Annotated in this window: 19 protein-coding genes; 8 read left to right on the top strand and 11 right to left on the bottom strand. The window is 70.4% G+C overall.

Annotated features, from left to right (window positions below; translation table 11 throughout):
• A complete protein-coding gene (locus HD557_RS22155; protein WP_196875479.1) occupies positions 1 to 2,271 on the bottom strand; it encodes a SulP family inorganic anion transporter in 2,271 nt (756 codons plus the stop codon).
• A gap of 170 nt (positions 2,272 to 2,441) precedes the next feature.
• Between HD557_RS22155 and HD557_RS22150 the strand changes: the two genes are divergently transcribed.
• Both HD557_RS22150 and pcrA read left to right on the top strand, forming a co-directional pair.
• Positions 2,442 to 2,804 carry a hypothetical protein gene (locus HD557_RS22150; RefSeq protein WP_196875478.1) on the top strand — a complete coding sequence of 121 codons (363 nt, stop codon included), beginning with the start codon at positions 2,442 to 2,444 and terminating at the stop codon, positions 2,802 to 2,804.
• A 61-nt stretch (positions 2,805 to 2,865) separates the two neighbouring features.
• The gene (pcrA, locus tag HD557_RS22145; protein WP_196875477.1) at positions 2,866 to 5,325 is read left to right on the top strand and encodes a DNA helicase PcrA; all 2,460 of its coding nucleotides are present in this window, start codon (positions 2,866 to 2,868) and stop codon (positions 5,323 to 5,325) included.
• A 138-nt stretch (positions 5,326 to 5,463) separates the two neighbouring features.
• On the opposite strand, the gene HD557_RS22140 is transcribed toward pcrA, so the two are convergent.
• Positions 5,464 to 7,500, bottom strand: coding sequence for a M23 family metallopeptidase (locus HD557_RS22140; protein ID WP_196875476.1), 2,037 nt, complete (start codon positions 7,498 to 7,500; stop codon positions 5,464 to 5,466).
• A 512-nt stretch (positions 7,501 to 8,012) separates the two neighbouring features.
• On the opposite strand from HD557_RS22140, the gene sucC reads away from it, so the two are divergent.
• The 3 genes from sucC (at position 8,013) to HD557_RS22125 (ending at position 11,007) form a co-directional block, all read left to right on the top strand.
• Complete coding sequence (gene sucC, locus HD557_RS22135; protein ID WP_008364063.1) at positions 8,013 to 9,176, top strand: ADP-forming succinate--CoA ligase subunit beta; 1,164 nt, start codon at positions 8,013 to 8,015, stop codon at positions 9,174 to 9,176.
• A gap of 17 nt (positions 9,177 to 9,193) precedes the next feature.
• Positions 9,194 to 10,090, top strand: a complete 897-nt coding sequence (sucD, locus tag HD557_RS22130) for a succinate--CoA ligase subunit alpha (protein WP_008364062.1) — start codon at positions 9,194 to 9,196, stop codon at positions 10,088 to 10,090.
• A 125-nt stretch (positions 10,091 to 10,215) separates the two neighbouring features.
• Entirely contained in the window at positions 10,216 to 11,007 is a 792-nt protein-coding gene (locus tag HD557_RS22125) for a LysM peptidoglycan-binding domain-containing protein (protein ID WP_196875475.1), read from the top strand.
• On the opposite strand, the gene HD557_RS22120 is transcribed toward HD557_RS22125, so the two are convergent.
• Both HD557_RS22120 and HD557_RS22115 read right to left on the bottom strand, forming a co-directional pair.
• A complete protein-coding gene (locus HD557_RS22120; RefSeq protein WP_196875474.1) occupies positions 11,008 to 11,679 on the bottom strand; it encodes a trimeric intracellular cation channel family protein in 672 nt (223 codons plus the stop codon).
• A gap of 91 nt (positions 11,680 to 11,770) precedes the next feature.
• A complete protein-coding gene (locus HD557_RS22115) occupies positions 11,771 to 12,481 on the bottom strand; it encodes an alpha/beta fold hydrolase (protein ID WP_231380407.1) in 711 nt (236 codons plus the stop codon).
• A 147-nt stretch (positions 12,482 to 12,628) separates the two neighbouring features.
• On the opposite strand from HD557_RS22115, the gene HD557_RS22110 reads away from it, so the two are divergent.
• Entirely contained in the window at positions 12,629 to 13,282 is a 654-nt protein-coding gene (locus HD557_RS22110; protein WP_196875472.1) for a GntR family transcriptional regulator, read from the top strand.
• A 21-nt stretch (positions 13,283 to 13,303) separates the two neighbouring features.
• Here HD557_RS22110 and HD557_RS22105 read toward each other — a convergent pair whose 3' ends face one another.
• Positions 13,304 to 14,140 (bottom strand): helix-turn-helix domain-containing protein, encoded by an 837-nt coding sequence (locus HD557_RS22105; RefSeq protein ID WP_196875471.1) that lies wholly within the window; start codon positions 14,138 to 14,140, stop codon positions 13,304 to 13,306.
• A gap of 102 nt (positions 14,141 to 14,242) precedes the next feature.
• Here HD557_RS22105 and HD557_RS22100 point away from each other — a divergent pair, with 102 nt between their 5' ends.
• On the top strand, positions 14,243 to 14,839 hold the full coding sequence (locus tag HD557_RS22100) for an NADPH-dependent FMN reductase (protein WP_008364055.1): 597 nt from the start codon (positions 14,243 to 14,245) through the stop codon (positions 14,837 to 14,839).
• 54 nt (positions 14,840 to 14,893) lie between these two features.
• On the opposite strand, the gene HD557_RS22095 is transcribed toward HD557_RS22100, so the two are convergent.
• The 6 genes from HD557_RS22095 to HD557_RS22070 all read right to left on the bottom strand — a co-directional run bounded on the left by HD557_RS22095 (position 14,894) and on the right by HD557_RS22070 (position 22,537).
• Positions 14,894 to 16,267 (bottom strand): dicarboxylate/amino acid:cation symporter, encoded by a 1,374-nt coding sequence (locus HD557_RS22095; protein WP_196875470.1) that lies wholly within the window; start codon positions 16,265 to 16,267, stop codon positions 14,894 to 14,896.
• A 154-nt stretch (positions 16,268 to 16,421) separates the two neighbouring features.
• Positions 16,422 to 17,936 (bottom strand): hypothetical protein, encoded by a 1,515-nt coding sequence (locus HD557_RS22090; protein ID WP_196875469.1) that lies wholly within the window; start codon positions 17,934 to 17,936, stop codon positions 16,422 to 16,424.
• A gap of 1 nt (position 17,937) precedes the next feature.
• A complete protein-coding gene (locus HD557_RS22085) occupies positions 17,938 to 18,447 on the bottom strand; it encodes a SigE family RNA polymerase sigma factor (protein WP_008364052.1) in 510 nt (169 codons plus the stop codon).
• Between the two features lie 112 nt (positions 18,448 to 18,559).
• Positions 18,560 to 20,086 (bottom strand): hypothetical protein, encoded by a 1,527-nt coding sequence (locus HD557_RS22080; protein WP_196875468.1) that lies wholly within the window; start codon positions 20,084 to 20,086, stop codon positions 18,560 to 18,562.
• Position 20,087: 1 nt separating this feature from the next.
• Positions 20,088 to 20,591 carry a SigE family RNA polymerase sigma factor gene (locus HD557_RS22075; RefSeq protein WP_008364050.1) on the bottom strand — a complete coding sequence of 168 codons (504 nt, stop codon included), beginning with the start codon at positions 20,589 to 20,591 and terminating at the stop codon, positions 20,088 to 20,090.
• 113 nt (positions 20,592 to 20,704) lie between these two features.
• Positions 20,705 to 22,537, bottom strand: a complete 1,833-nt coding sequence (locus tag HD557_RS22070; protein ID WP_231380406.1) for a hypothetical protein — start codon at positions 22,535 to 22,537, stop codon at positions 20,705 to 20,707.
• A 156-nt stretch (positions 22,538 to 22,693) separates the two neighbouring features.
• Here HD557_RS22070 and HD557_RS22065 point away from each other — a divergent pair, with 156 nt between their 5' ends.
• Positions 22,694 to 23,953, top strand: coding sequence for a cell division protein PerM (locus HD557_RS22065; RefSeq protein WP_231380405.1), 1,260 nt, complete (start codon positions 22,694 to 22,696; stop codon positions 23,951 to 23,953).
• Positions 23,954 to 23,956: the final 3 nt, after the last annotated feature.

The raw sequence follows: 23,956 nt of genomic DNA, 5'->3' as shown, positions 1-23,956 counted from the left end.
TCACGCGGGCTCGGGCGGCCTCGCCTCCATCAGGTGGGCGAGCTCGTCGGTCTCCGCGTCGGTCAGCGTCGTGAACCCGTCGCCGCGCAGGATCTGCAGCGTGCCGTCGGAGATGTCCAGGAACAGCCCCACGAGACGTACGTCCCGACCTGCCAGCAGCTCCCCGAGCCGGTCGATCATCACCGCGACGTTGACCTGGGAGACCTGGTCGACCTCGCTCCGGCCGGCCGCGGCAGCGGCGAGACCGACCGGATGCCCGGTCTGCCACTCCTGGATCGCCGGCGCCGCGTGGCGCAGCCAGTCACCGACCGGCCCCGCGGGCACCTCGCCGGCGCGGGTGCTCTCCAGCGCCGAGGTGATCGCGCCGCAGCGCGAGTGGCCGCAGACGACGACGGTGTTGATGCCGAGGTCGTCGACGCCGAAGAGCATCGGCGCCGCGACCGAGCTGTCCGTGCTGCCCGGCTCGGGCACGAGGTTGCCCATGGTGCGGACCGTCAGCAGGTCGCCAGGGCCGCTGGACGTGATCAGGTTGGGCACGACCCTCGAGTCGACGCAGGTCAGGAAGACCGCCTGCGGCTCCTGGCCGTCGGCGAGCCCCTCGTAGACCGGCCGCAGCGGTGCCGCGTGCCGGCGGTGGTACTCCCGGACGCCGAGGGCCAGCGGGTGGTGCGGGTCGGTGCGGTCGGTGCGTACGTCCTGCCAGGCGCCCCACGGAAGCAGCCCCCGCGGGCTGATCGGAGGTGCCTTCAGCGCCCGCTCCTGACGGGGCGCCTCGGCGCCGTGCGGCCCGGAGTGCTCCACGAGCACCGTGCCGCCGGCGGCCTCGTAGCGGGCCCGCCAGTGGTCGAGCTGATCGCGCCCGGCCGGGTCGAGGTAGTCGACCAGGAGGTCGAGCTCGACGAGCTGACCCTCCGGGATCGTGTCGAGCCTGCTCACCAGCGTCGGCGTGGCCAGGAACGAGAGACTGCCGTGCACCTCGACCAGCCACTTCTCGCGGCCGTCGGCCGCCTGGCCGGACGGGCGTACGTCGATCCGCACGTGGACCAGCCGCCACAGCACCAGGACCAGAGTGGCGACCAGGCCGATCAGGACACCCTCGATGAGGTTGAGCGCGAGCACCCCGGTGATGGTGAGCGCGTAGATCCACAGCTCGCCGCGGGCATGCGCCTGGGAGATGTCGGCGGGCCTGACCAGGCCGGTGCCCATCATGATCAGCAGTCCGGCCAGTGCGGCGAGCGGGATCTGCTCGACCAGCCCGACCAGGACGAGGGCGAAGAGGAGCACCCAGACACCGTGCAGGATCGCGGAGACACGGGTGCGCGCCCCCGCCGCGACGTTGGTCGAGCTGCGCACGATGACGCCCGTGACCGGGAGGCCGCCCAGGGCACCGGAGGCGGTGTTGGCCAGTCCCTGACCGATGAGCTCGCGGTTGAGGTTGCTGCGCTGGCCGCCGTGCAGCTTGTCGACGGCGACCGCGGAGAGCAGGCTCTCGACGCTCGCGACCAGAGCGACGGTCAGCACCGCGCCGGCCACGGCGAGCGGGGTGCCTTCGGGCAGCGCGACCGAGCCGATCTCGTCGAGCAGGTCGGTGCCGAGCTCGACCCGCTCGGCACCAGGCAGCCACGCGGCCGCGAGCAGGGTGAGCGCGACGACGGCCACCAGTTGGCCGGGCACCGCGCGGATCCGCTGCGGGAGCCGTGGCCAGGCGAGCAGGATGGCGATCACCCCGAGCCCGGCCAGGACGGCGTGGACGTTGGGTTCCTGCGCGTTGCCGATGATGTGCTTGACGTTCTCGAACGCGCTGGACTGCGATCGGCCGCCGAGGGCGACGTTGAGCTGGCCGAGCACGATCGAGATACCGATCGCGGCGAGCATCGCGCTGACGACGGTGGGCGAGATCGCCAGCGCGTAGCGTCCCAGCCGGGTGGCGCCGAGCACGACCTGGAGCATCCCGGCCATCACGGTGATGGCGCAGGTCGCCTCCCATCCGAACTCGGCGACCGTCTCGGCCACGACGACGGTCATGCCGGCAGCGGGGCCGCTGACCTGCAGGGGAGAGCCGCCGAAGAGGCCGGCGACGATGCCGCCGGCCGCGGCGGCGATCAGGCCTGCGGCGACAGGTGCACCGGAGGCGACGGCGATGCCGAGCGAGAGCGGCACGGCGACGAGGAAGACGACCAGCGAGGCCGGTACGTCGAAGCGAATGGACTGGCGGAGCTGATCGAGCGGTCTGGACCCGCCGGTGGGCAGGGTCGGGCGAGGTGATGACACGTCAGAATCCTCCTTGCGGAGCCGAGAGCGATGGTGGCGGTCACGGTGAGAGTAGGCAGACGCATCGGAATTCCCCAAGGCGAATGTGATCAAATTCGTGTGATCGTTCGAAAACGCGTCGATGCGGTACCGCCTGATGGGCTCCGAGGCGGGGGCTCTAGTCTTTGCCCATGGAGATCGTGCGGCACATCCTGCTCGTCATTCACCTGCTCGGCTTCGCGGCGCTCTTCGGCGGCCTGCTGGTGCAGATCAAGGCCCCTGACAAGGTGGCCAACGGCCTCATGCGTGACGGCTCCGGCACCGCGTTCCTGGCCGGGCTGCTGCTCGTCGGCGTCCTCGAGATGGGCGACGGTCCGGTCGACCACGCGAAGGTCGGCGTGAAGCTCGTGATCGGCCTGGTCGTCCTCGGCCTGGTCATGTCCCAGCTGCGCAAGCCGAAGATCTCCGACGGCCTCTACTGGACGATCTTCGGCCTGACGGTCATCAACGTCTGCGTGGCCGTCTTCTGGTCGTCCGCGCACGTCGCTTCCTGACCGTTGTCGAGGGCCCGCCGACCCGCGTCTTGTCGGTGCTACGCCCTAGGCTGGAGGCAGCATGAGTACGCCTGACCAGACCCCTGTTGCCACCATCCCGGGCCTCGAGGCCTTCGCCTCGGCGCAGCCGGCCGACGAGCCGCGTACGCAACGGCGTGGACCGAGCGCCGAGGAGCTCCTGGACGGGCTCAACGAGCCCCAGAAGGCGGCGGTGCAGCACCAGGGTGCGCCCCTGCTGGTCGTCGCGGGTGCGGGGTCGGGCAAGACCCGGGTGCTGACCCGACGGATCGCGTGGCTGATCTCCCAGCGCGGTGCCCATCCCGGCAGCATCCTGGCGATCACCTTCACCAACAAGGCCGCCGCCGAGATGAAACAGCGCGTCGAGGCCCTGGTCGGCAAGCGTGCCCGGATCATGTGGGTCTCCACGTTCCACAGCGCCTGCGTGCGGATCCTCCGCAAGGAGATCGACAAGGTCGGGCTCAAGTCCAACTTCTCGATCTACGACGCGCAGGACCAGAAGCGGCTGATGCAGCTGGTGCTCAGCGACCTCGACCTGGACCCGCGTCACTACCAGCCCGGCCAGGTGCTCAACTGGGTCAGCGACCAGAAGAACGAGCTGCGCGACGTCGAAGCGGCCGAGAAGGACGCTCGCAACCACCTCGAGCAGACCTACGTCGCGGCCTACAAGGAGTACCAGAAGCGCCTGCGGCAGGCGAACGCCCTCGACTTCGACGACCTGATCATGTCGACCGTCGAGCTGTTCCGGGCCTATCCCGAGGTGCGCGAGGTCTACCGGCGCCGGTTCCGCCACGTGCTGGTCGATGAATACCAGGACACCAACCACGCCCAGTACGCCCTGGTCCACGAGCTGTGTGCGGATCGCATGGATGACACCGCGCTGACCGACTCCTACGCCGACGAGGCGCCTCGTAGCGAACCGGCCGAGCTGATGGTGGTCGGTGACGCCGACCAGTCGATCTACGCCTTCCGCGGCGCCAACATCCGCAACATCCTCGACTTCGAGCAGGACTTCCCCGACGCGACCACGATCCTGCTGGAGCAGAACTACCGCTCCACGCAGACGATCCTCACCGCCGCCAACGCGGTCATCAAGCACAACAAGGGCCGCAAGGAGAAGGCCCTGTGGAGCGACGCCGGCAACGGCGAGCGCATCGTCGGCTACGTCGCCGACGACGAGCGCGACGAGGCGCGGTTCGTCTCCGACGAGATCGACAAGCTCGTCGACGGCGGGCTCAAGGCCGCCGACATCGCCGTCTTCTACCGCACCAACGCCCAGTCGCGCGTGTTCGAGGAGGTGTTCATCCGCACCGGCCAGCCCTACAAGGTCGTCGGCGGCGTGCGCTTCTACGAGCGCAAGGAGGTACGCGACGCCCTGGCCTACCTGCGCACGCTGGCCAACCCCGACGACCAGGTCTCGCTGCGACGGATCCTCAACACCCCCAAGCGTGGCATCGGCGACCGCGCCGTGGCCTGCGTCAACGCGCTGGCCGAGCGCGACGGCCTGACCTTCTGGGAGGCGCTGCAGAAGGCCGAGGACGCCCCCGGCATGGCCACCCGCAGCCTGACCAACATCAAGGCCTTCGTCGCGATGGTCGAGGAGCTGCTGCAGATGGTCGACGCCGGCGAGCGTGCCGACGTCATCCTGGAGACGGTGCTCGACCGCTCGGGCTATCTCGTCTCCCTCGAGGAGTCCGACGACCCGCAGGACGAGACCCGGGTGGAGAACCTCGCCGAGCTCGTCGCCGTGGCGCGCGAGTTCTCCGACGACCCCGTCGCCGCCCCGAGCGCCGACCCGGCCGACGTCGACGCAGGCACCGTCGAGCCCGGCCTCGCCGACTTCCTGGAGCGGGTGGCCCTGGTCGCCGACACCGACCAGATCCCCGACGACGAGGACGGCGTGGTCACGCTGATGACCCTCCACACCGCCAAGGGCCTCGAGTTCCCCGCGGTCTTCCTCACCGGCATGGAGGACGGCGTCTTCCCGCACTCCCGGGCCCTGGGTGACGGCACCGAGCTCGAGGAGGAGCGCCGGCTGGCCTACGTCGGCATCACCCGCGCCGAGAAGCGGCTCTTCATCTCGCGTGCCGTCGTCCGGTCCGCTTGGGGTGCGCCGTCGCACAACCCGGGCAGCCGCTTCCTCGACGAGCTCCCGGTCGACCTGGTCGACTGGCGGCGTACGGAGAAGGAGATGTCCTCCTGGGGCCGGCCCAACTTCGCCGGCGACAGCTGGGGCGGTGGTCAGCGGCTCGGCCAGCCCACGGCCGCCGGGCGTCGCAACTTCTCCTCGGCCGCCCTGCGCGCGGATGCCGCCGCCAAGTCCAAGCCTGCCCGCGCGGTGCCCTCGCTCGACCCGGGCGACCGGGTCACCCACGACTCCTTCGGTCTCGGCACCGTCGTCACCATCGAGGGATCGGGCGACAAGCAGGTCGCGAGCATCGACTTCGGGGATACGGGCGTCAAGCGGTTGCTTCTCCGCTACGCGCCGGTCGAGAAGCTGTGACTCGGGGCGGCTGAAGGCTCATGTGGCGCCAGTCGCATAGGCGGCTGTCTCCTCGGGGTACGCCGAGTCGGCGCAACGGCACGCCTCGCTCGCTTCGCTTCGCTCCAAGGCGTGCAGTTGCGCCGACTCGGCTCTGTGTCAGCTCGGGTCGACACCGTGCTCGTTGAGCGCGGCGTCCGGGTCGACGGCGTCACCACCACCGGGGCGGACCTCGACGTGGAGGTGGTTGCCGGTGGAGTTTCCGGTGGAGCCGACGTAGCCGATGACCTCGCCGGGGGAGACCGTCTGGCCGACGGAGACGCCGTAGTCGCTCTGGTGGCAGTACCAGATCTCGGTGCCGTCATCGAGGGTGATGATCGTCCGGTTGCCGTAGGCCCCGCCCCACGCGGTCTCGGTGACCGTGCCGCGGGCGATGGCGTGGATCGGGGTGCCGTAGGGCGCCGCGAAGTCCAGGCCGGTGTGGGTGCTGGCCCAGTTGGAGCCGGAAGAGCCGAAGGTGCCGGTGATGCGGTAGACGCCTGCCGGGATCGGGAGCTCCCACAGGTTGGACTTGAGGAACTTGTCCTGCTTGTCCGCCTGGACGTCGACGCCCTGGAGCGCCTTCTCCCGGTCGCTCGCCGCGGTGTCGGCCTCGGAGCGCTCGTCGTTACGGGTCACGGTCGCGGAGCGGTCACCGACGACGACCATGTCGCTGTCGCCACCGAGCGCGGTGGCTCCGACGAGGCGTACGTCGTCGGCGGCGACCATCGTCGGTCCGCCGGTCAGCGCGATGCCACCGATGGCGGCGGCGAGAGCGGCGGCACCAGCGGTCAGCGGGACCGTCGGGCGGCCACCGGCGGCCGCGGCAGCGGCCCGGCGGGTGCGCGGCCGGGTGGGGCCACCGATGCCGACCATCGTGCCGGTGGTCTCGACCGCCGGCAGGTCGTGGAGCTCGGGCCGGTAGGTCGCGATCTCGCTGATGCTCGGCAGGTCGATGCTGCCGGTCTCGGCGCGGAAGTAGGCCTCGGCCTGGTGGGCCTCATGGCCGTAGCCGTCGGCGTAGTCGTCCTGGTAGAACGGCTCGGCGGCCTGCGGAGCCTCGTAGTAGGGCGCGTCGGCGGTGTAGGTCTCGGCCGGAAGGTCGATCGCCATCGAGTCGAAGTCGATCTGCTGCGGCAGCGACACCGGCGGGGCCGGGAACGAGGTGGTGTCGATCTTGAAGGAGGTCGGCGGGGCGTCGAACGCCTCTTGGAACCCGCGGGGCTCCCTGACCTCGGGCTCGTAGGCCGGAGCGGGCGCCGGGGCCATCGGGGGAGCCGGGATCTGGCGGGCCTGGCGCACGGCGCGGACCTTGCCGGTCAGCGGCGCGAACGTGTTGGCCATCCGCAGCGGCTTGGGGGTGTGCGTCGGCTCGGGCGCCTGGAAGGTCGGCTCCGGGGCGACGGGCGCGGCCGGGGCGGCAGGAACGACGGGAGCGACCGGTGCCACCGGCTCGGGGCGGGACGGCGCCGGAGCTGCCGGGATGCCGCGAGGCGGGGTCTTGGTCGAGACCGGCGTGCTCAGCGCGGCCCTCATCGGCGCCGGCTTGGTCGGCTGCGTCAGGAACTTGGTGAGCTCGGAGGTCGTCATGCCCCCGACGCCGAGGTCCTCGAGCACCTCGGGAGTCACCTTGTCCGGGTCGATGCCCATCGAGGAGAGCAGGTCGGCCAGGACCGGGTCGATCTGGGCCGCCCGGCGCTGCACCGGCACGATCGGCCGGGGCGCCTGCGGGGCGGGCGGCGTCGTCGGGAACGTCGCCGGGAAGGAGGGGCCCCCGTCGCCCTCGACGAGGGCACGCAGCTCACCCGTCGAGATGCGGCCGTCGGTGGCCTCGGTGTCGCGGGGAGACCCGACGACCGGCATCTTGCCGGTCTGCTCGAGGACCACGCGGTTGGGCCGGGCCTTGGCGACCGGCTCTTCAACAGTCTCAGGGGCGGGGGTCGGTGTCGCGGTCCCGACGGCGGGGGACGGCGCGGCACGCCGCTTCCCGACGTAGGAGGTCGATCCGGTCGCTCGCGGAGCGGGCCTGGAAGCAGGGCTGTCGGTCGCCGGCGCTGCGCGCCGCTTCCCGACGTAGCTGCTGCTCGTGGTTGCTCCGGGGGAAGGGGTGACCGAACGCGGACTGTCACTGGTGACGTCGGCTCGGTGGTTGCCCATCAGTTCATATCTCCGCTGTTCGGGGTCAGACGGCGAGCCATGACTGTAACGGACCGGAGGGCGCGGTCAAGAAATGTGGCACGCCCGTTTCGCTGATTTCACCTTGGGCGAACACGGAACCGGGCGCTGATCTGCGTATTTCCGTCAGACTAGAAACTGGATTGCGGCTTGTTCGTGTCACCCGAAACGCGTGTCTACGGCCGGGTTTGCGTCTCGATACGGTGTTGAAACCCGTCATTCCCCGAGCGGCGGGTCGCGCCGTAGGCGGTCAAACGGGCCTCAGCGGGCAGGGCTACGGACTGTTACTCGAGGTTGTCGATTTGTTGGTATATGTCCGGTGTGTCCGGCCTCTCGCCCCGCTAGTGGCGTACGTCACGTCGTGGCCCCTGGGCTCGTAACCAGGCCGTGACGGGGTCTAGGGTGCAGGACGGACACATCTGAAGACGAGGACGTCGACCGCTGATCCATGCGGTACGCCGCCTCGTACCGCAACACACAGACCAGGTGGATCAGTGGATCTCATGGAGTACCAGGCGAAGAAGCTCTTCGCCAAGCACGGCGTCGCCGTGACCGAAGGTGTCGTCGTCGAGACGGCTGAGGAAGCCAGGAAGGCCGCCGAGGAGATCGGCTTCTGCGTCGTCAAGGCGCAGGTCAAGGCCGGTGGCCGCGGCAAGGCCGGCGGCGTGAAGCTGGCCAAGACCGCGGACGAGGCGTTCGAGCACGCCTCGAACATCCTCGGTATGGAGATCAAGGGCCTCAAGGTCAACCGGGTGCTGATCACCCCGGCGACCCCGCCGGTGGAGGAGTACTACTTCTCCTTCCTGCTGGACCGTTCGAACCGGCAGTACCTCTGCATCGCGTCCGTCGAGGGTGGTGTGGAGATCGAGGAGGTCGCCAAGACCAACCCCGACGCCGTGAAGCAGATCGGCATCGACCCCGGCAAGGGTGTCGACGAGGCCAAGGCGCGCGAGATCGCGACCGAGTGCGGCTTCCCGGAGCCCGTCTTCGAGCAGGCCGTCTCGATGATCCAGAGCCTCTACACGGTGTTCACCGAGGAGGACGCGACCCTCGTCGAGGTCAACCCGCTGGCTCGCCTGGAGGGCGACAAGCTGGAGGCCCTGGACGGCAAGGTGTCGCTGGACGACAACGCCTCCGAGGTGCGTCACGAGGACCACGAGCAGTTCGTCATCCGTGACGAGGAGGACCCGCTCGAGGCGAAGGCCAAGGACAAGGGCCTCAACTACGTGAAGCTCGACGGCCAGGTCGGCATCATCGGCAACGGCGCGGGTCTGGTCATGTCGACCCTCGACGTGGTCGCCTACGCCGGTGAGGCGCACGGCGGCGTGAAGCCCGCCAACTTCCTCGACATCGGTGGCGGTGCGAACGCGCAGGTCATGGCCGACGGTCTCGACGTCATCCTGAACGACGAGCAGGTCAAGTCCGTGTTCGTGAACGTCTTCGGTGGCATCACCGCCTGTGACGAGGTCGCCAAGGGCATCGTGGGCGCGCTGGACATCCTCGGCAACGAGGCGACCAAGCCGCTCGTCGTGCGTCTGGACGGCAACAACGTGGACCTGGGCCGCCAGATCCTCAGCGAGGCCAACCACCCGCTGGTCACCATCGTCGACACCATGGACGGCGGCGCCGACAAGGCCGCCGAGCTGGCCAACGCCTGAGGTCAGGAGAGAGAAACATGAGCATCTACCTCAACAAGGACAGCAAGGTCATCGTCCAGGGCATCACCGGCGGCATGGGTGCGAAGCACACCGCCCTGATGCTCGACTCGGGCGCCCAGATCGTCGGTGGCGTCAACGCCCGCAAGGCCGGCACCACGGTCACCCACAAGGACGCCCAGGGCGCCGACGTGGAGCTCCCGGTGTTCGGCACGGTCGCCGAGGCGATGAAGGAGACCGGCGCCAACGTGTCGGTGCTCTTCGTGCCGCCGGCGTTCACCAAGGACGCCGCGATCGAGGCCATCGACGCCGAGATGCCGCTGATCGTGGTCATCACCGAGGGCGTCCCGGTCCAGGACACCGCCGAGGTGTGGTCCTACCTGCAGGGCAAGGCCACCCGGATGATCGGCCCGAACTGCCCCGGCATCATCACGCCGGGCGAGTCGCTGGCCGGCATCACGCCGCACACCATCACCGGCAAGGGCCCGGTCGGTCTCGTCTCCAAGTCGGGCACGCTGACCTACCAGATGATGTACGAGCTGAAGGACTTCGGCTTCTCCACCGCCATCGGCATCGGTGGTGACCCGATCATCGGCACCACCCACATCGACGCCCTCGAGGCGTTCGAGAAGGACGACGAGACCAAGCTCATCGTCATGATCGGTGAGATCGGTGGCGACGCCGAGGAGCGTGCCGCGGCCTACATCAAGGAGAACATCTCCAAGCCTGTCGTCGGCTACGTCGCCGGCTTCACCGCGCCGGAGGGTAAGACCATGGGTCACGCCGGTGCGATCGTGTCCGGCTCCGCCGGCACCGCGCAGGCGAAGAAGGAGGCCCTCGAGGCCGCCGGCGTGAAGGTCGGCAAGACCCCGTCGGAGACCGCTGCTCTCGCTCGCGAGATCCTGCAGTCCCTCTGACGTACGTCAGACCCTGACCGCCCCGCGACCGCAATGGTCGCGGGGCGGTCGTGTTTTCGGGGATTGGTTCGAATGGGCACGCGTGAGCGTCCGAACGGTTTACTGTGACGGCTATGGCCAAGAGAATGACGCGTTTGATCTCGGGTGCGGTCGTCATCGCTGTTTCAGCCTCGGTCGGGTCGTCCATCGCCGGGTCGGCCCCGGCGGTGGCGGCATCGGCCCCCGGCGCGCACCGGAGCGTGGATCAGGCAAAGGCGGAGCGGAAGACGCACACCGTCCAGCCGGGGGAGACCCTCTCCGGCATCGCCGAGAAGTACGGCGTCAAGGTCGCCGACCTCGCGACGTGGAACAAGATCGCCGATCCGGCCAAGATTCGGGCGGGGGCCGAGCTCGTGGTCAGCCCGCCCGCGAAGCCGGCCGAGAAGACCTACACCGTGGCGCCGGGTGACACCTTCTCCGGTATCGCCAAGAAGTTCGGCGTCGACGTGGCCGAGCTGATGGCCCACAACGGCTACGAGGATCCCACCAAGCTGCTGGCCGGGAGCGAGATCAAGATCCCGGCGGCGAAGCCGAAGCTGAAGAAGTACAAGGTCGTCGCCGGGGACACGTTCTTCAGCATCGCCAAGAAGTTCGGCGTCACCGCCGACGAGCTGATGGCGCACAACGGCTACACGGACCCCACCAAGCTGCTCGCCGGCTCGACGATCGAGATCCCGGCCAAGGCGGACAAGCCCAAGCCCAAGCCGAAGCCCCAGCCCGGCACCGGCGAGACGGTCTACACGACGGTTGCCGGGGACACCTGGGCGAGCGTCGCCAAGAAGTTCCGTGTCACCGAGGAGGAGCTGCGGATCTACAACGGCCACCGGGCGCCCGACAAGCTGCCTCCCGGCTTCAAGCTCTACATCCCGTCGAGCTGATCACGCGGCTTCACCGTCGCGCCCGAGGCGTCGCCGGAGGCGCAGCGGCCGCTGCTCGGGGAAACGCCATTCGAAGCGCACCGCGACCAGCCGGACAGTCGCCGTCACGATGACGCAGACCGGGCCCGCCACCGCCACCGGAGTGCCGACACCGACGAGCACGATGAGGATGCCGGCGCCGGTGGCGGCGGCGACCGCGTACAAGGTCCCCACCTGCAGGAACGAGAAGGGCAGGCTCAGGATGACGTCGCGCAGCATCCCGCCGCCGATGGCGCCCACGACCCCGACCACCAGAGCACCGGCCTCACCCGCCCCGAGCGAGAGCGCCTTGGAAGCGCCGATCGCGCCGAACAGACCCATCACGACCGCATCGAGGGCGGTGAGCGTCCAGTCGGCACGCGCCAGCAGAGGCTGGACCAGCATCCCGACGACCGCGGAGGCGCCGGCCACGAGCAGGTACGAGTTGCTCCAGATCACCACGGGCGGCTGATCGAGCAAGATGTCGCGCAGCAGGCTGCCGCCGAGCGAGACGGAGAGGCCGATGACGACGACTCCCAGGACGTCGATGCGGCGGTGGCGCTCGCCCGCGGCGAAGAGAGCGCCCTGCAGCCCGCCGAGGCCGGCCGCGAGCAGCTCGATCCACAGCGGCGCCTGAAGCGTGGTGATCGTCATCGTGTGTCTCCTTCGAGGGGCGGTGCCCGGGCTGCGGCAGCCCAGGCCGCTCCCCGTTTCTTCAGCCGGATGAGCTCAGCGCCCGGGTGGCTCAGCCGGCCGGGATCAGCGCGTGCTCGGCGGCGTCGGCGATCGTGTCGGCGACAACGCCCGACTGGGTGATGTACAACGCATGGCTCGCGGACACGTTGGTGATCTTGGCGCCCGCGCGGGTGGCCATGTGCTGGAGCATCGCCTGATCGAACGACTTGTCCTCGGTGGCGATGACGGCCCAGCTCGGCTTGTCGCCCCACGCGGCGTGCGTCACGGGCTCGTCGAACACCGACATGTTGATCGGCACCTGCGAGTCGCGGAGGAACGCGGCGTCCTCATCGCTCGCGTCCGCCGCGAAACCGGCCTTGAACTTCTCGGAGTTGAGGAACCCGTAGCCGTCCTCGCCGACCTCGATGACGAAATCGGGGGTGGGGGCGAAGCCCTCGTACTGCTGCGCGGTGGTCTCGCCCGAAGCCGGTGCGAGCGCCGAGACGTAGACGAGGCCGGCGACGTTCGGGTGGTTTCCCGCCTCCGTGATGACCGTTCCGCCCCACGAGTGACCGACCAGGACGGTCGGACCGTCCTGGCGATCGAGGACCCGCGTCGTTGCCGCGACGTCGTCGGCGAGCGACGTCAGCGGGTTCTGCACGATGCTGACGCGGTATCCGCGGGCGGTGAGGTCATCGTAGACGCGGCGCCATCCGGCGCCGTCGGCGAAGGCCCCGTGAACCAGCACGATGTTCTTGATCTGCTGACCGGTGGTGCTCATGCTGCCGTTCCTTTCGTGTGCCGCGAGGCGGTCCCGCGAGCGGTTGTCGATGGCGGCGTCCGCCACCAATGTGCAATATATTGCATGCAACAGTCGGAGACAAGGTCGAGCTTGCGCTGGCCCGGGAAGCCGTGTGCAATATGTTGCATGCCGATCCCCTCAGGTACGCCCGCCGTCGACCGCACCCTCCTTCGGGACGACGTCTACCGACGGCTCAGAGATGCGATCGTCGATGGCACGTTCGGCCCCGGCGAGCAGCTGAAGGACGGCGAGCTGGCGGCGTGGCTCGGCGTCAGCCGCACCCCCGTCCGCGAGGCGCTGCTGCGCCTCGGGGGAAGCGGGCTCGTGGTGGCGCTGCCCGGACGGTCGACGACCGTGAGCACGATCGAGTCGCAGGCCGTACGGGACGCGCGCGACGTGGTGGCCGCGATGCACCAGCTGGCCGCGCGCGAGGTTGCCGGCAAGCTGGGGGAGCGGGATCTCGATCGCATGCGCGAGGCCAACCGCCGGTTCGCGGAGGCGGTGGATGCCGGCGACGTCAGCGCGGCTCTCGACGCCGACGAGGAGCTTCACCGTGTCCCCGTGGCCGTCCTCGGCAACCGCGCCATCGAGACGGTCCTCGAGCAGTTCGACCCGCTGGTACGCCGCGCCGAGCGACACCGCTTCGATGCCGACGGCCGGGCCTCGGTCGAGCGTCATGACACCCTGATCGATCTGCTCGCATCCGGCGACGCGGAGGGTGCGGCATCCGTCGCCTACGAGGTCTGGCACAGCTTGTCGGCCGACGACGAGGCCGAGTAGAGCGACCGAGGCTGACCTACGTCAGACCGCTCGCAGGGCGCCCGACCGGCGGCGCCGCATCGCGTCGAGGGACTCGGCGGTGGCGTCGTCGGCGGGCATCATCACCAGGATCTGCTGGTTGTCGGCGGCCGGGAGCTCGAGCTCCTCGACCTCGAGCCGCAGCTCGCCGGCCTCCGGGTGGCGCCAGCGCCACACCCCGCCGTGCGGCTGCTCGTGGCGGTTCAGCCGGCCGGTGAACTCGGGCCCCGCGTGCTCCGAGATGGCCTCGATGAGCCGGCGTGAGGCGCCGGCGGTCGGTCCGCGGTAGAGGTTGGTGACCCGGTCGTCGGCGACCCGGTCCCAGTCGGGGAACGCCTCGCGAGCGCGCGGGTCGAGGAAGACGTACCTCGTCAGGTTGGGCTCGGCCTGGTCCAGCAGGCCGAGCGGCCGGGCGAGCGCGTCGAACCCGGAGGTGTGGGCGAGCAGGTCGCCGAGCCGGTTGGTGAGCACCGCCAGTCCCGGCTCGAACTGCTCCACGACGGCGCGGGCGCCGGAGCGTACGTCGCGACCCGTGGAGTACGGCCCGAGGCACTGTCCGCTGGAAGCCATCGCCAGCGCACGCAGGTGCTCGTGGGCGGTGGCGTCGAGGCGGAGCGCGTCACCGATCGCCCGCAGGACCTGGGGCGAGGGGTGGCGGTCGCGGCCCTGCTCGATCCGGACCAGGTATTCGACGCTGATCCCGGCCAGCGTGGCCAGCTCGGAGCGCCGCAGGCCGGGCGCGCGGCGGCGTACGCCGACCGGGAGGCCGACGCTCTCCGGCGTGGTCTGGTCCCGGCGGTCCCTGATGAACGAGCCGAGGGCTCCCGGGTTGGCAGGCATGGCGCCAAGCCTACGGCGCGTCCGGGTGGTCAGGGTGGCCCTGGCGGGGCCAGCCTCGGCTCGGTCTCCCGCCACCCGCTGATCCGCGTGAGCCTGGATGACATGAACGAACCACTACGTATCGCAGTCATTCTCGCCAGCGTCCGGGAAGGTCGCGGCGGCCCGATCTTCGGCTCCTGGATGGCCGAGCAGGCCGAGGCGTACGGCGGCCTCGACGTCGAGCTGATCGACCTGGCCGACCATGAGATCCCGTTGTCCCTGCCCGCCGAGTCGCCGAAGATGGCCGGCGCCGACTATCCACGGCCGGAGGGTCAGGGCGACCTGACCGCCGCCCTCGAGGCCGCCGACGGCTTCGTCATCGTCACGCCCGAGTACAACCACAGCTACCCGGCCTCGCTGAAGTCGGCGCTGGACTGGCACTTCACCCAGTGGCAGGCCAAGCCGGTCGCGCTGGTCTCCTATGGCGGCGACAGCGGCGGCCGCCACGCCGCCCTGCACCTGGAGAACGTGCTCACCGAGCTGCACGCCCATCCCCTCCAGGCCCGCCTCGCCTTCCCCCGCTACTGGGAGCGGCTCGACGAGAACGGCCGACCCGACGATCCGGACTCGGCCGTCTACGCCAAGGCGATGCTCGCCCAGCTCGCCTGGTGGGCCGAGGCCCTGCGGACCGCCCGGTCCGCCGCCTCCTACCCCGGCTGAGACGACAGCGCCCCGGCAGCCACAGGCTGCCGGGGCGCTGGAGCCCACGAATGATCAGGCGGCGACTGCGTCCGCGGGCTCCTCGTCGGCCAGCAGTCCTTCCGCGGAGGCGGAGCGGTAGCGGTCGATGTCGAGGATGCCCTCCCGCTTGGCGACGATCGTCGGCACGAGCGCCTGGCCGGCGACGTTGACGGCGGTGCGGCCCATGTCGAGGATCGGGTCGATCGCGAGCAGCAGGCCGACACCGGCCAGCGGCAGGCCGAGGGTGGAGAGGGTGAGCGTCAGCATCACGACGGCGCCGGTCAGTCCGGCGGTCGCGGCCGAGCCGACCACCGAGACGAAGGCGATCAGCAGGTAGTCGGTGATGCTCAGGTCGATGCCGAAGATCTGGGCGACGAAGATCGCCGAGATCGCCGGGTAGATCGACGCGCAGCCGTCCATCTTGGTGGTCGAGCCCAGCGGGACGGCGAAGGAGGCGTACTCCTGCGGGACACCGAGGTTCTTGACCGTGACCTGCTCGGTCACCGGCATCGTGCCGACCGAGGAGCGCGAGACGAAGGCGAGCTGGATGGCCGGCCAGGCGCCGCGGAAGTAGGCGATCGGGTTGAGGCCGTGGACACGCAGCAGCACCGGATAGACCACGAAGAGGACCAGGGCCAGGCCGACGTAGACGGCCACCGCGAACCACGCCAAGGAGCTCAGCGAGTCCCAGCCGTAGGAGGCGACCGCGTTGCCGATCAGGCCGAGGGTGCCGATCGGCGCCAGCCTGATGATCCACCACAGCACCTTCTGCACGATGGCCAGGAAGGAGCGGTTGAAGGCGAGGAACGGCTCGGCCTTCTCGCCGGTCTTGAGCGCCGCGATGCCGATGGCGAGCGCCACCACGAGCACCTGGAGCACGTTGAAGCTCAGCGCGGTCTCCGCGAGCGGGCTCCCGCCGACCTGCTCGACGCTGGTCGAGGCCTGGAGGCCGAGGAAGTTACCGGGGATCAGGCCCTGCAGGAAGTCGAGCCATGACGCGGAGGCACCGGCCTCGGCGGCGTCGGCGGTGCTGACCGCGGTGTTGCTGCCCGGCCGGAAGAGCAGCCCCAGGCCGATCCCGATGGCGACCGAGATCGCCGCCGTGACGGCGAACCAGAGCAGCGTCTGGCCGGCGAGCCGGGCCGCGTTGCTGACCGTGCGGAGGTTGGCGATCGAGGCGATGATGGCCGTGAAGATCAGCGGTACGACGACGGCCTTGAGCAGTGCGACGAACGAGTTGCCGATCGTGGCGAGGGTCGTCGTCAGCCAGTTGGCCTCGTCGCCGGCACCGGGCCCGATCGCTCGCGCGATGGCACCGAGGGCGACGCCGAGAGCGAGGCCGAGAATGATCTGGACCGAGAAGGACGGAAGCGGCAGCCGCCTTCTGGTGGTGGGGGCGGTGGACACGAGAGGGCTACTCCAGGGTTGATGCGGGTCGGGCTCCGTGGGTCCCGAACGCCATGGCCAGTACGTGTCTTCCCTGCGTGCGCGCGTTGTGACAGGAGTCTCGGCGCTAAGTCATGAAAGACGATCGACCATATCGTATTCAAGAGGAGCGCCGTCAGCGCAGATCGCCGATGCCGGCAGTCACCGCCGCCTTCTCGATCGCCAGGATCCGGCCGGGCCAGGAGTCAGGCTGGTCGGGCTGGTAGCACGGGTCCTCCTTGTCGCCGGTGCTCGGCGGGCACGGACCAGCGGACTCGGCGTAGCCGACCAGCACCAGCCGGGTCTCGTACTCGGCGACCAGCTCCGTCTCGAACCAGATGCTGTCGTTGCCGTCCGACCCCGGATACGTCGCCTGCGACCGCGCCGCGCGCTTCGGCCCGGCATCGAGGTCGGCGCTGACGTCCCTGGGCAGCGCGGTGACCTCGGGGTCGACCCCGAGCTTGTTGGCCGGGCAGACCTCCATCCACTCCATGACCTCGTTGTACGCAGCACCCGCCGCGTTCACGTCCGAGAACTCGAGCACGGCCACATGCACCTGGCCGACCATGGCGCGGTCGGTGTCCCAGCGGTAGTCGGCCGCCACCTTCGCCGTCGCGCCGAGGGTGGAGAGCCACTCCTTCTGACAGGCCAGGGTCGGTACGTCGGGGGTGGGCGTGTAGCGGTTCCAGCCGAGGGCGCTCTCGAAGCGGTCGAGCGCCGGCAGTTCGCCGGCCGCGACCAGGTTGGCGTCGCCGAAGCGCTCCTCGGTCGGGGAGCCGGTGGCCGTCGGGTCGGCGGCCGGATCGGTGGACGGCTCGGCCGGGGGCGTGACGCCGACCAGCCGGTTGGCGGCCTTGGCCGCGGAGGTTTGCAGGGTGGTCGGCGAGACGTAGTCCTGGACACCGCGCTTCCGGGTCATCACCAGCACTCGGTCCTCGGCGGACACGACGGCCGTCGCGACCTCCCAGACCGCGTTCATGTCCGGCTCGTCGGAGGAGTACGTCACCACGTCGATGCTGCCGCTGGAGATGACGTCGCCCTCGACCGGCAGCGTGCCGGCCAGCTCGGCGCCGTCCACGCCGGAGCACGAGATCGCGGCGTCGGAGAGGTCGATGCTCACCTTCTCGGCCTCGTCGGCCGAGCCGAACTCGCCGACGACGGCGTTCAGCGTGCCCGCCGCGTCCGCCATCTCCGCGCCTGGCTTCGCGACGAAGTCGCGGCGGAACGTCGTCGTCGCACCGGAGTCACCCAGCGACTCGGTCAGGCAGTCGTTGTAGGGGTCCGTGCCCTCGCCGTCGTAGGTCTGCTCCTGGACCCACGCCGGATAGGGGTCGTCGGCGACCAGGTCGTCCTCGGTCGGCAGGTTGGCGCGGGTGAGATCGGACGGCGACACGGAGTCCGCCGCGCTGGACTCGGCCGCACTGATGCTGTCGCTCCGTGCCGGGTCGACGCCCTGATCGCCGATCCCGGTGGAGAGGAAGATGATCGGTCCGGCGACGATCGCGGCGACGGCAGCTGTGCCGGCGGTGACGACGGCACGGGTGCGCCGGCGGATCTGGTCGCCCCGCCTCCGGGCCTCGGCAGCGGAGCTCATCGGAGCTCCGGGGGAGTCGGCGCGGAACTGGTCCAGGCGTGAGATCGGGTCACTCATCTCAGGCCTCCTTCCAGACGGCGCCGGCGCCGGGATTGTCCTCGGCGAGCAGCTCCGCGAGGGCGGCTCGTCCTCGGGCCAGGCGGGCCTTGACGGTGCCGGTCGGGGCGCCGACCTCGGCGGCCACCTGGTGGACCGGCAGGTCGGCGATGTGGTGCAGGACGATGGCCTGGCGCTGCGCCTCGGGGAGCTTCTTCAGGGCCGCGACGAGAGCCACGTGGGCCTCGTCGACGGCCGGCATCTCGGTGCGAGCACCGACGGCCCTGTCGGCGGCGCGGCCTGCGTACTTCCGGCGGCGCCAGCGGCCGACCGCGAGGCGGTAGGCGGTGGTGCGGACCCAGGCCTCCGGGTAGTCGACCGAGGACATCTTGCGCCGGTGCGCCCAGGCGCGCGCGAACGCCTCCTGCACGCACTCGGCCGCCTCGTCGAAGTCACCGATCATGGCGTACAGCTGAGCACACAGCCGGCGGTAGGACGCGTTGTAGAGCGCGTCGAACTCGTCCTCGTCCATCGTTCGCCTCCCCGGCTGGCTCTGCCTGACGCGTCCCCTGACGCCTGCCAGAGCGTCAGTGTCGGCGGTGACGGGCGTGACCGTAAAGTTCAATAGCACCTGGGTCCCCTGATCAGCGCAGGTCCACGACGGCCTGGCCCACGGTGGCCTCGACGGTCTGGGCGACCCGGTTGTCCCACTCGGTGTAGTCCGAGGCCTCCTCCGGCGGGCAGGCCCGGGTCGGCGGGCACGGACCACCGGCCTCGGCGTGGGTGACCAGCACCAGCCGGGTCCCGATCTGAGCGACGGTCTGGTGGTCGTACCAGGTGGCGTCGCAGTTCCCGTCACCGCAGTCACCGGCGTACTCGGCGAGGGTCTGTGCGGCGCGGTCGATCGCGGGGGTGGAATCGATCTCGATGGACTCGACCGGCCCGGCCGTGAAGAGCTTCGCGTCGGCCATCGTCGCCGGGCAGCCGTCGAGCCAGCCGTGGACGGTCTCGTACGCCGCGTCGGCGGCCGCCTTCGTGGCGAACTCCAGCACCGTCACGTTGACCTTGCCGATCTCGCCCGGGTTCTCGAGCCGGAACTCCCGGCTGACCGACTCGGCGGCCTTCAACGAGGAGAGCCACGCGCCCTGGCAGTAGAGGGTCGGGGTCGGCTGGGCGGCGACCTGCTGCCATGTCGCCGAGGACTCGCCCTCCAGCGGCAGGGCCGGCAGCGCCGAAGCCGAGACGAGCTGCGCGTCGCCGAGGATGTCGGCGGGCGGGGGCGAGGACGGCGGGTTCGACGCCGGGTCGGACGCCGGCGACGACGTCGATGCGGCGGGTGGCCGGGCACCGACCATCCGGTAGGTGGCGTTGACGGCGGAGGTCCGCAGGTCGGTCGGCGGGACGTAGCTCTGCACGCCACGCTTCCGGGTCATCACCAGCACCCGGTCCTCGACGGTCACGACGGCCGTCGCGACCTCCCAGACCGCGTTCATGTCGGGGTCGTCGGGCTGGTACGTCACCACACTGATCTCCCCGGCCGAGGCGACGCCGCCCTCGACCGGCAACGAGCCGGCGGTCTCGGCGTCGAGGGCGGAGCAGCTCGCTGCGGCCTTCGTGACCTCGGCGCGGGCCGCTTCGGCCTCCTTGGCCGACGAGAACTCGGCGACGACGGCCTTCAGCGTCCCGGCGGAGTCCGAGAGCTCCTCGCCGGACCGGGGGAGGAAGTCGCGGCGCACCGCAGCGGTCGCCCCCATGTCCCGGAGCGACTCGGGCAGGCACTCGTTGTAGTCGCTCTTGCCCTCGTCGTCGTACGTCTGGTCCTCGACCCACCGCGGAGCGGGCTCGTCGGCGACCAGGTCGTCCGCGGTCGGGAGGTGGGCACGGGTGAGGTCCGCGGCCGGCGCCGAGGACGACGGGCTCGGCGCCGTGCTCGGTGTCTGGCTCGGCGCCGGGGCAGGGTCCGGCTCGGTGGCCCGCTCGCCGAACCCGGCGGAGAGGAAGATGATCGGCCCGGCGACGACCGCGGCCAGGGCTACCGCACCGGCGGTGACGATGGCGCGCTGGCGGCGTCGGATCTGATCACCCCGTTGGCGTACCTCGGCTGCGGACTTCATCGGTGCTCCAGGGGTGTCGGCGCGGAACTGGTCCAGACGCGAGATCGGATCACTCATCTCAGGCCTCCTTCCAGACGGCGCCGGGTGTTTCGTCGGCGAGTAGCTCGGCCAGCGTGGCTCGTCCTCGGGCCAGGCGGGCTTTGATGGTGCCGGTGGGGGCGCCGACCTCGGCGGCCACCTGATGGACCGGCAGGTCGGCGATGTGGTGCAGGACGATGGCTTGGCGCTGGGCCTCGGGGAGCTTCTTGAGCGCGGCGACGAGCGCGACATGGGTCTCGTCCACGGCCGGCATCTCCATCCGGATGCCGACGGCTCTGTCGGTGACCCGGCCGGCGTACTTCTTGCGGCGCCAGCGGCCCACGGCGAGGCGGTAGGCGGTGGTGCGGACCCAGGCTTCAGGGTAGTCGACCGTGGACAGCTTGCGCCGGTGCGCCCAGGCGCGGGCGAAGGCCTCCTGGACGCACTCGGCGGCCTCGTCGGAGTCGCCGATCATGGCGTACACCTGCGCGCACACGCGGCGGTAGGACGCGTTGTAGAACGCGTCGAACTCGTCCTCGTCCATCGCTTGCCTCCCCCAGACTGGGCCTCGCCGATCTGGCCCTGCGCCAGCCTCGATCAGTCAGATGCACGAGAGGCAGGTCCGGTTGCATCCGGACGAGAAATACCGAGAACTGCTCAGAGGTAGTCGAGGCGGTACGCAGCGCGCTTGGCGAGCGCGACGAACTCGGAGTTGCTGATGTCGGCGTCACCGTCGGGCACGAAGCTCATCTGGGCGACGTTCGCACCGCGCCGGATCGCGGCCATCCGGTAGTAGATCGAGGTGTTCTCGAGCTCGACCCGGATGTACCACACCGTGATCGCGCCGTCCTTGATGGACTCGGTCGCGAGCTGGGTGACGTGGCTGCCGAGCTGCTTGTCGCTGCACTTGTCCAGCCGGCCCTTGATCGCGACGTTGAACGCCTGCGCCTCCTTGGCGGAGCCGAACTTGCCGACGGTCTCGGTGAGCCCGAAGATCGGGGCGAGCTTCTTCTTCGTCTCGGGGATCACGAAGGAGCGGGTCTGGGCGCCGGACATGCCCTTGGCGTTGAACTCGGTGTTGTCGCAGCGGGTCTGGGCCGGGTTGGTCTTGGCCGCCTTCGCCTCGGTGCCCTCCCAGGGGTCACCGATGGTGCTGACCGGGGGCAGGTCGGTCTCGTTGATCAGCCCCGGCGCCTTGCCGGTCGGGATCGGGACCACCGTCGCGCGCGGCCGCTTGGTCTCCACGCACGCACCCGCGCCGGGCATCGAGCAGAGGTTGTGGACCGCGGTGCCGAGCATGGTCGAGGTCTTGGCCGCGGTGGTGCTGGACTTGCCCTCGGTCTTCACGGTCACCGCGGCGGTGTGCCGGCCGGTGCGCGCGACGCCGTAAGTCACAGCCCGGCTGTTCTCCCAGTCGCGATAGGTGAAGAGGGTCGCCTCGTCGCCGATGCCCTGGACCGTCTCGGTGAACATCAGCTGGTAGCGGGGCTCGGCACATGCTGCGTACCACCCCTGCATCTTCTTGTACGCAGCAGCCGCCGCCTTCGCGTCGACGGACGACTCGATCGTGGTGCCGGCGGTGGTCGCCTTCGCCTGCGCGGTGAAGGTGCGCGCCAGACTCGCCACCGGCCGCTTGTCGGCCGAGGTGTCGGCCTGGCAGGGGATGGTGAGGCCGGTGCCCTCGAGGTTGTCGGAGGAGATGTCGACGGCCCAGCTGCCGCCGTAGATCTTCGCCACCTCGTCCTCGGTCATCAGGTCCTTGGCGGTCAGCTTCTTGCCGGGGATCTGGCTCGGCTCGACCTCGAACTCCTCGGCCGCCGACTGCATCGAGAGCGTGTTGAGCCGGGGCTCGCTCTCGGCGTCCTGGGTGACGAAGAAGCCGGTGCCGACCAGGGCGGCGATGGCCGCGACCGCGCCGATCGTGGTGTGCACCCGGCGGCGTACGGCCCCGGCGGTGGTGATCGTCGAGGTCTTCGGCCAGGGCTGCTCGGTGAGCACGTCGACGAGCGGGTCGAAGATGGACTGCAGCTGCTCGGGCGCGATCCCGAGCTCGGCGCAGATGGCGGCGTTGGCGCCCTGCAGGTCGGTCTCGGTGCGGCTGATCGGGGTGCCGACCTCGCGGGCCAGCTGGGCCAGGTCGACGCTGGTGAGGTGGCCGAGCAGGAAGACCTTGCGGTCGTGGAGCGGCAGGCTGCGCAGCGCGGAGAGGGTGCTGCGGGCCTCGGGAGCGATCGTCTGGTCGCGGTGGAGCAGCGGCACCGAGTGGTTGCGGATCGCCTTGGACCAGGCGATCGGGCGCACCCAGTCCTCGCGCTCGAAGTCGTCCATCGGCTTCACCTTGCGCCAGTGGTGCCAGGTGATGACCAGCGCGCCGCGCACGGCGGCCTTGGCAGCCTCCAGGTCCCCGGTCAGCGACCAGGTTTGGAGAAGGAGGCGTCCGCGGACGTCCTGATAGAACGCCTCGAAGGTCTCGTGGTCTGCCGCGGTCATGCCCATGTCAGCGGTCAACTGTAGGTGATTCGGTCGAATGAACGGCAATACCCGCAGATGCACAGGCGGGTATCAACCGCTGTGACCAAGCCGGGCACGGGCCGTGGCGGCGCGTCGCCGAGATCGAGCCGACGAGGGTTGCGAGGATGAGTGGCGATGTCTTCGCTGCTGCCTCCTCGCACCCCCGACGGGCGAGTCGCGGACGATCTCCACGATCTCCGCCACCGCCGCCCGCTGGTCGCGGTCGCCCTGCTCGGCGGCGTCGGCACGGCCGCGTCCACGCTGGTCGTGTGCCTGGCGGTCGGCATCCTCGGCTGGTTCATCAGCGACATGGGAGCCCACGGCGAGCCCTCGGACGCCCTGCGTGTCGCCGCGCTCGGCTGGCTGCTCGGCCACGGGTCCGGCGTCCTCGTCTCCGGCGTGGCGGTCACCGTCGTCCCGCTCGGCCTCACCCTCGTCCTGGCGTGGGTCATGTGGCAGGTCGCCGTCCGGGTCGGGGACGCGGTCTCGCTGCACGGGCCGGACGCCAACGCCCTCGCCGACGGGGAGCGTGACCTGACCGTCCCGGTCGTGGCCGGGCTCTTCACGCTCGGCTACACGGCGGTGGCCGTGGGGACCGCGGCCGTCGCCGGCACCCCGGCCACCGCGCCGAGCATCGCCGGTGTCTTCGCCTGGTCGGTCGGACTCTGCGTGGTCGTGGCGCTGCCCGCGATCGCGGTCGGCTCCGGCCGTGCGGCGCTGTGGATCACGCTGCTGCCACGTGCCGCCGTGGACGTGCTGGTGATGGTCCGCTCGATCCTGTTGTGGTGGTTCGCGGTCACCACCCTGGTGTTCTTCGCGGCCCTCTTCACCGACTTCACCACCTCGGTCAACGTCGTCTCCCAGCTCCACCTCGACCTCGGCGGCATCATCCTCTACTCGCTGCTCGCCGTCCTCGTGCTGCCCAACGCCGTCCTCTTCTCCAGCGCCTATGCCCTGGGCCCGGGCTTCTCGGTCGGCGTCGGCACCACCGTCACCCCGACGGCGGTGACCCTCGGGCCGCTGCCGATGTTCCCGATGCTCGCCGCGTTGCCCGACAACGGCGCCCCGCCCGCCTGGGTCGCCGCCGTGATGGCGCTCGGCCCGCTCACCGCCTTCTGGGCCGTCTGCCGGGTCAGCCGCGTCCGGCCGACCCTGCGCTGGTCGGAGGGCGCGCTCCGCGGCGTCAGCGCCGGAGTCGTCGCCGGCCTCCTTGTCGCGATCCTCTCCGGCATCGCCGGCGGCGCCGTCGGCCCCGGCCGGATGGCCGACGTCGGGCCGTACGCCGGCCAGGTGCTCGTCAACGCCATCGCCTTCTTCGGCCTCGCCGGTCTCCTCGCCGGGCTCACCATGACCTGGTGGCACCGGCGTTCCCTCCCCGCCGCCCCATCCGCCTAGAGT

Origin of the sequence: Nocardioides luteus (assembly GCF_015752315.1) — a bacterium.
Taxonomy (GTDB): domain Bacteria; phylum Actinomycetota; class Actinomycetes; order Propionibacteriales; family Nocardioidaceae; genus Nocardioides.
This window is presented reverse-complemented; position numbering and strand designations above follow the sequence as displayed.

Bases quoted from the DNA above. Each gene is read 5' to 3' on its own strand.
- HD557_RS22150 (WP_196875478.1), top strand. From the start codon at position 2,442: ATGGAGATCGTGCGGCACATCCTGCTCGTCATTCACCTGCTCGGCTTC.
- pcrA (WP_196875477.1), top strand. From the start codon at position 2,866: ATGAGTACGCCTGACCAGACCCCTGTTGCCACCATCCCGGGCCTCGAG.
- HD557_RS22140 (WP_196875476.1), bottom strand. From the start codon at position 7,500: ATGGGCAACCACCGAGCCGACGTCACCAGTGACAGTCCGCGTTCGGTC.
- sucD (WP_008364062.1), top strand. From the start codon at position 9,194: ATGAGCATCTACCTCAACAAGGACAGCAAGGTCATCGTCCAGGGCATC.
- HD557_RS22125 (WP_196875475.1), top strand. From the start codon at position 10,216: ATGACGCGTTTGATCTCGGGTGCGGTCGTCATCGCTGTTTCAGCCTCG.
- HD557_RS22120 (WP_196875474.1), bottom strand. From the start codon at position 11,679: ATGACGATCACCACGCTTCAGGCGCCGCTGTGGATCGAGCTGCTCGCG.
- HD557_RS22115 (WP_231380407.1), bottom strand. From the start codon at position 12,481: ATGAGCACCACCGGTCAGCAGATCAAGAACATCGTGCTGGTTCACGGG.
- HD557_RS22110 (WP_196875472.1), top strand. From the start codon at position 12,629: ATGCCGATCCCCTCAGGTACGCCCGCCGTCGACCGCACCCTCCTTCGG.
- HD557_RS22105 (WP_196875471.1), bottom strand. From the start codon at position 14,140: ATGCCTGCCAACCCGGGAGCCCTCGGCTCGTTCATCAGGGACCGCCGG.
- HD557_RS22100 (WP_008364055.1), top strand. From the start codon at position 14,243: ATGAACGAACCACTACGTATCGCAGTCATTCTCGCCAGCGTCCGGGAA.
- HD557_RS22090 (WP_196875469.1), bottom strand. From the start codon at position 17,936: ATGAGTGACCCGATCTCACGCCTGGACCAGTTCCGCGCCGACTCCCCC.
- HD557_RS22085 (WP_008364052.1), bottom strand. From the start codon at position 18,447: ATGGACGAGGACGAGTTCGACGCGCTCTACAACGCGTCCTACCGCCGG.
- HD557_RS22080 (WP_196875468.1), bottom strand. From the start codon at position 20,086: ATGAGTGATCCGATCTCGCGTCTGGACCAGTTCCGCGCCGACACCCCT.
- HD557_RS22075 (WP_008364050.1), bottom strand. From the start codon at position 20,591: ATGGACGAGGACGAGTTCGACGCGTTCTACAACGCGTCCTACCGCCGC.
- HD557_RS22070 (WP_231380406.1), bottom strand. From the start codon at position 22,537: ATGACCGCGGCAGACCACGAGACCTTCGAGGCGTTCTATCAGGACGTC.
- HD557_RS22065 (WP_231380405.1), top strand. From the start codon at position 22,694: ATGTCTTCGCTGCTGCCTCCTCGCACCCCCGACGGGCGAGTCGCGGAC.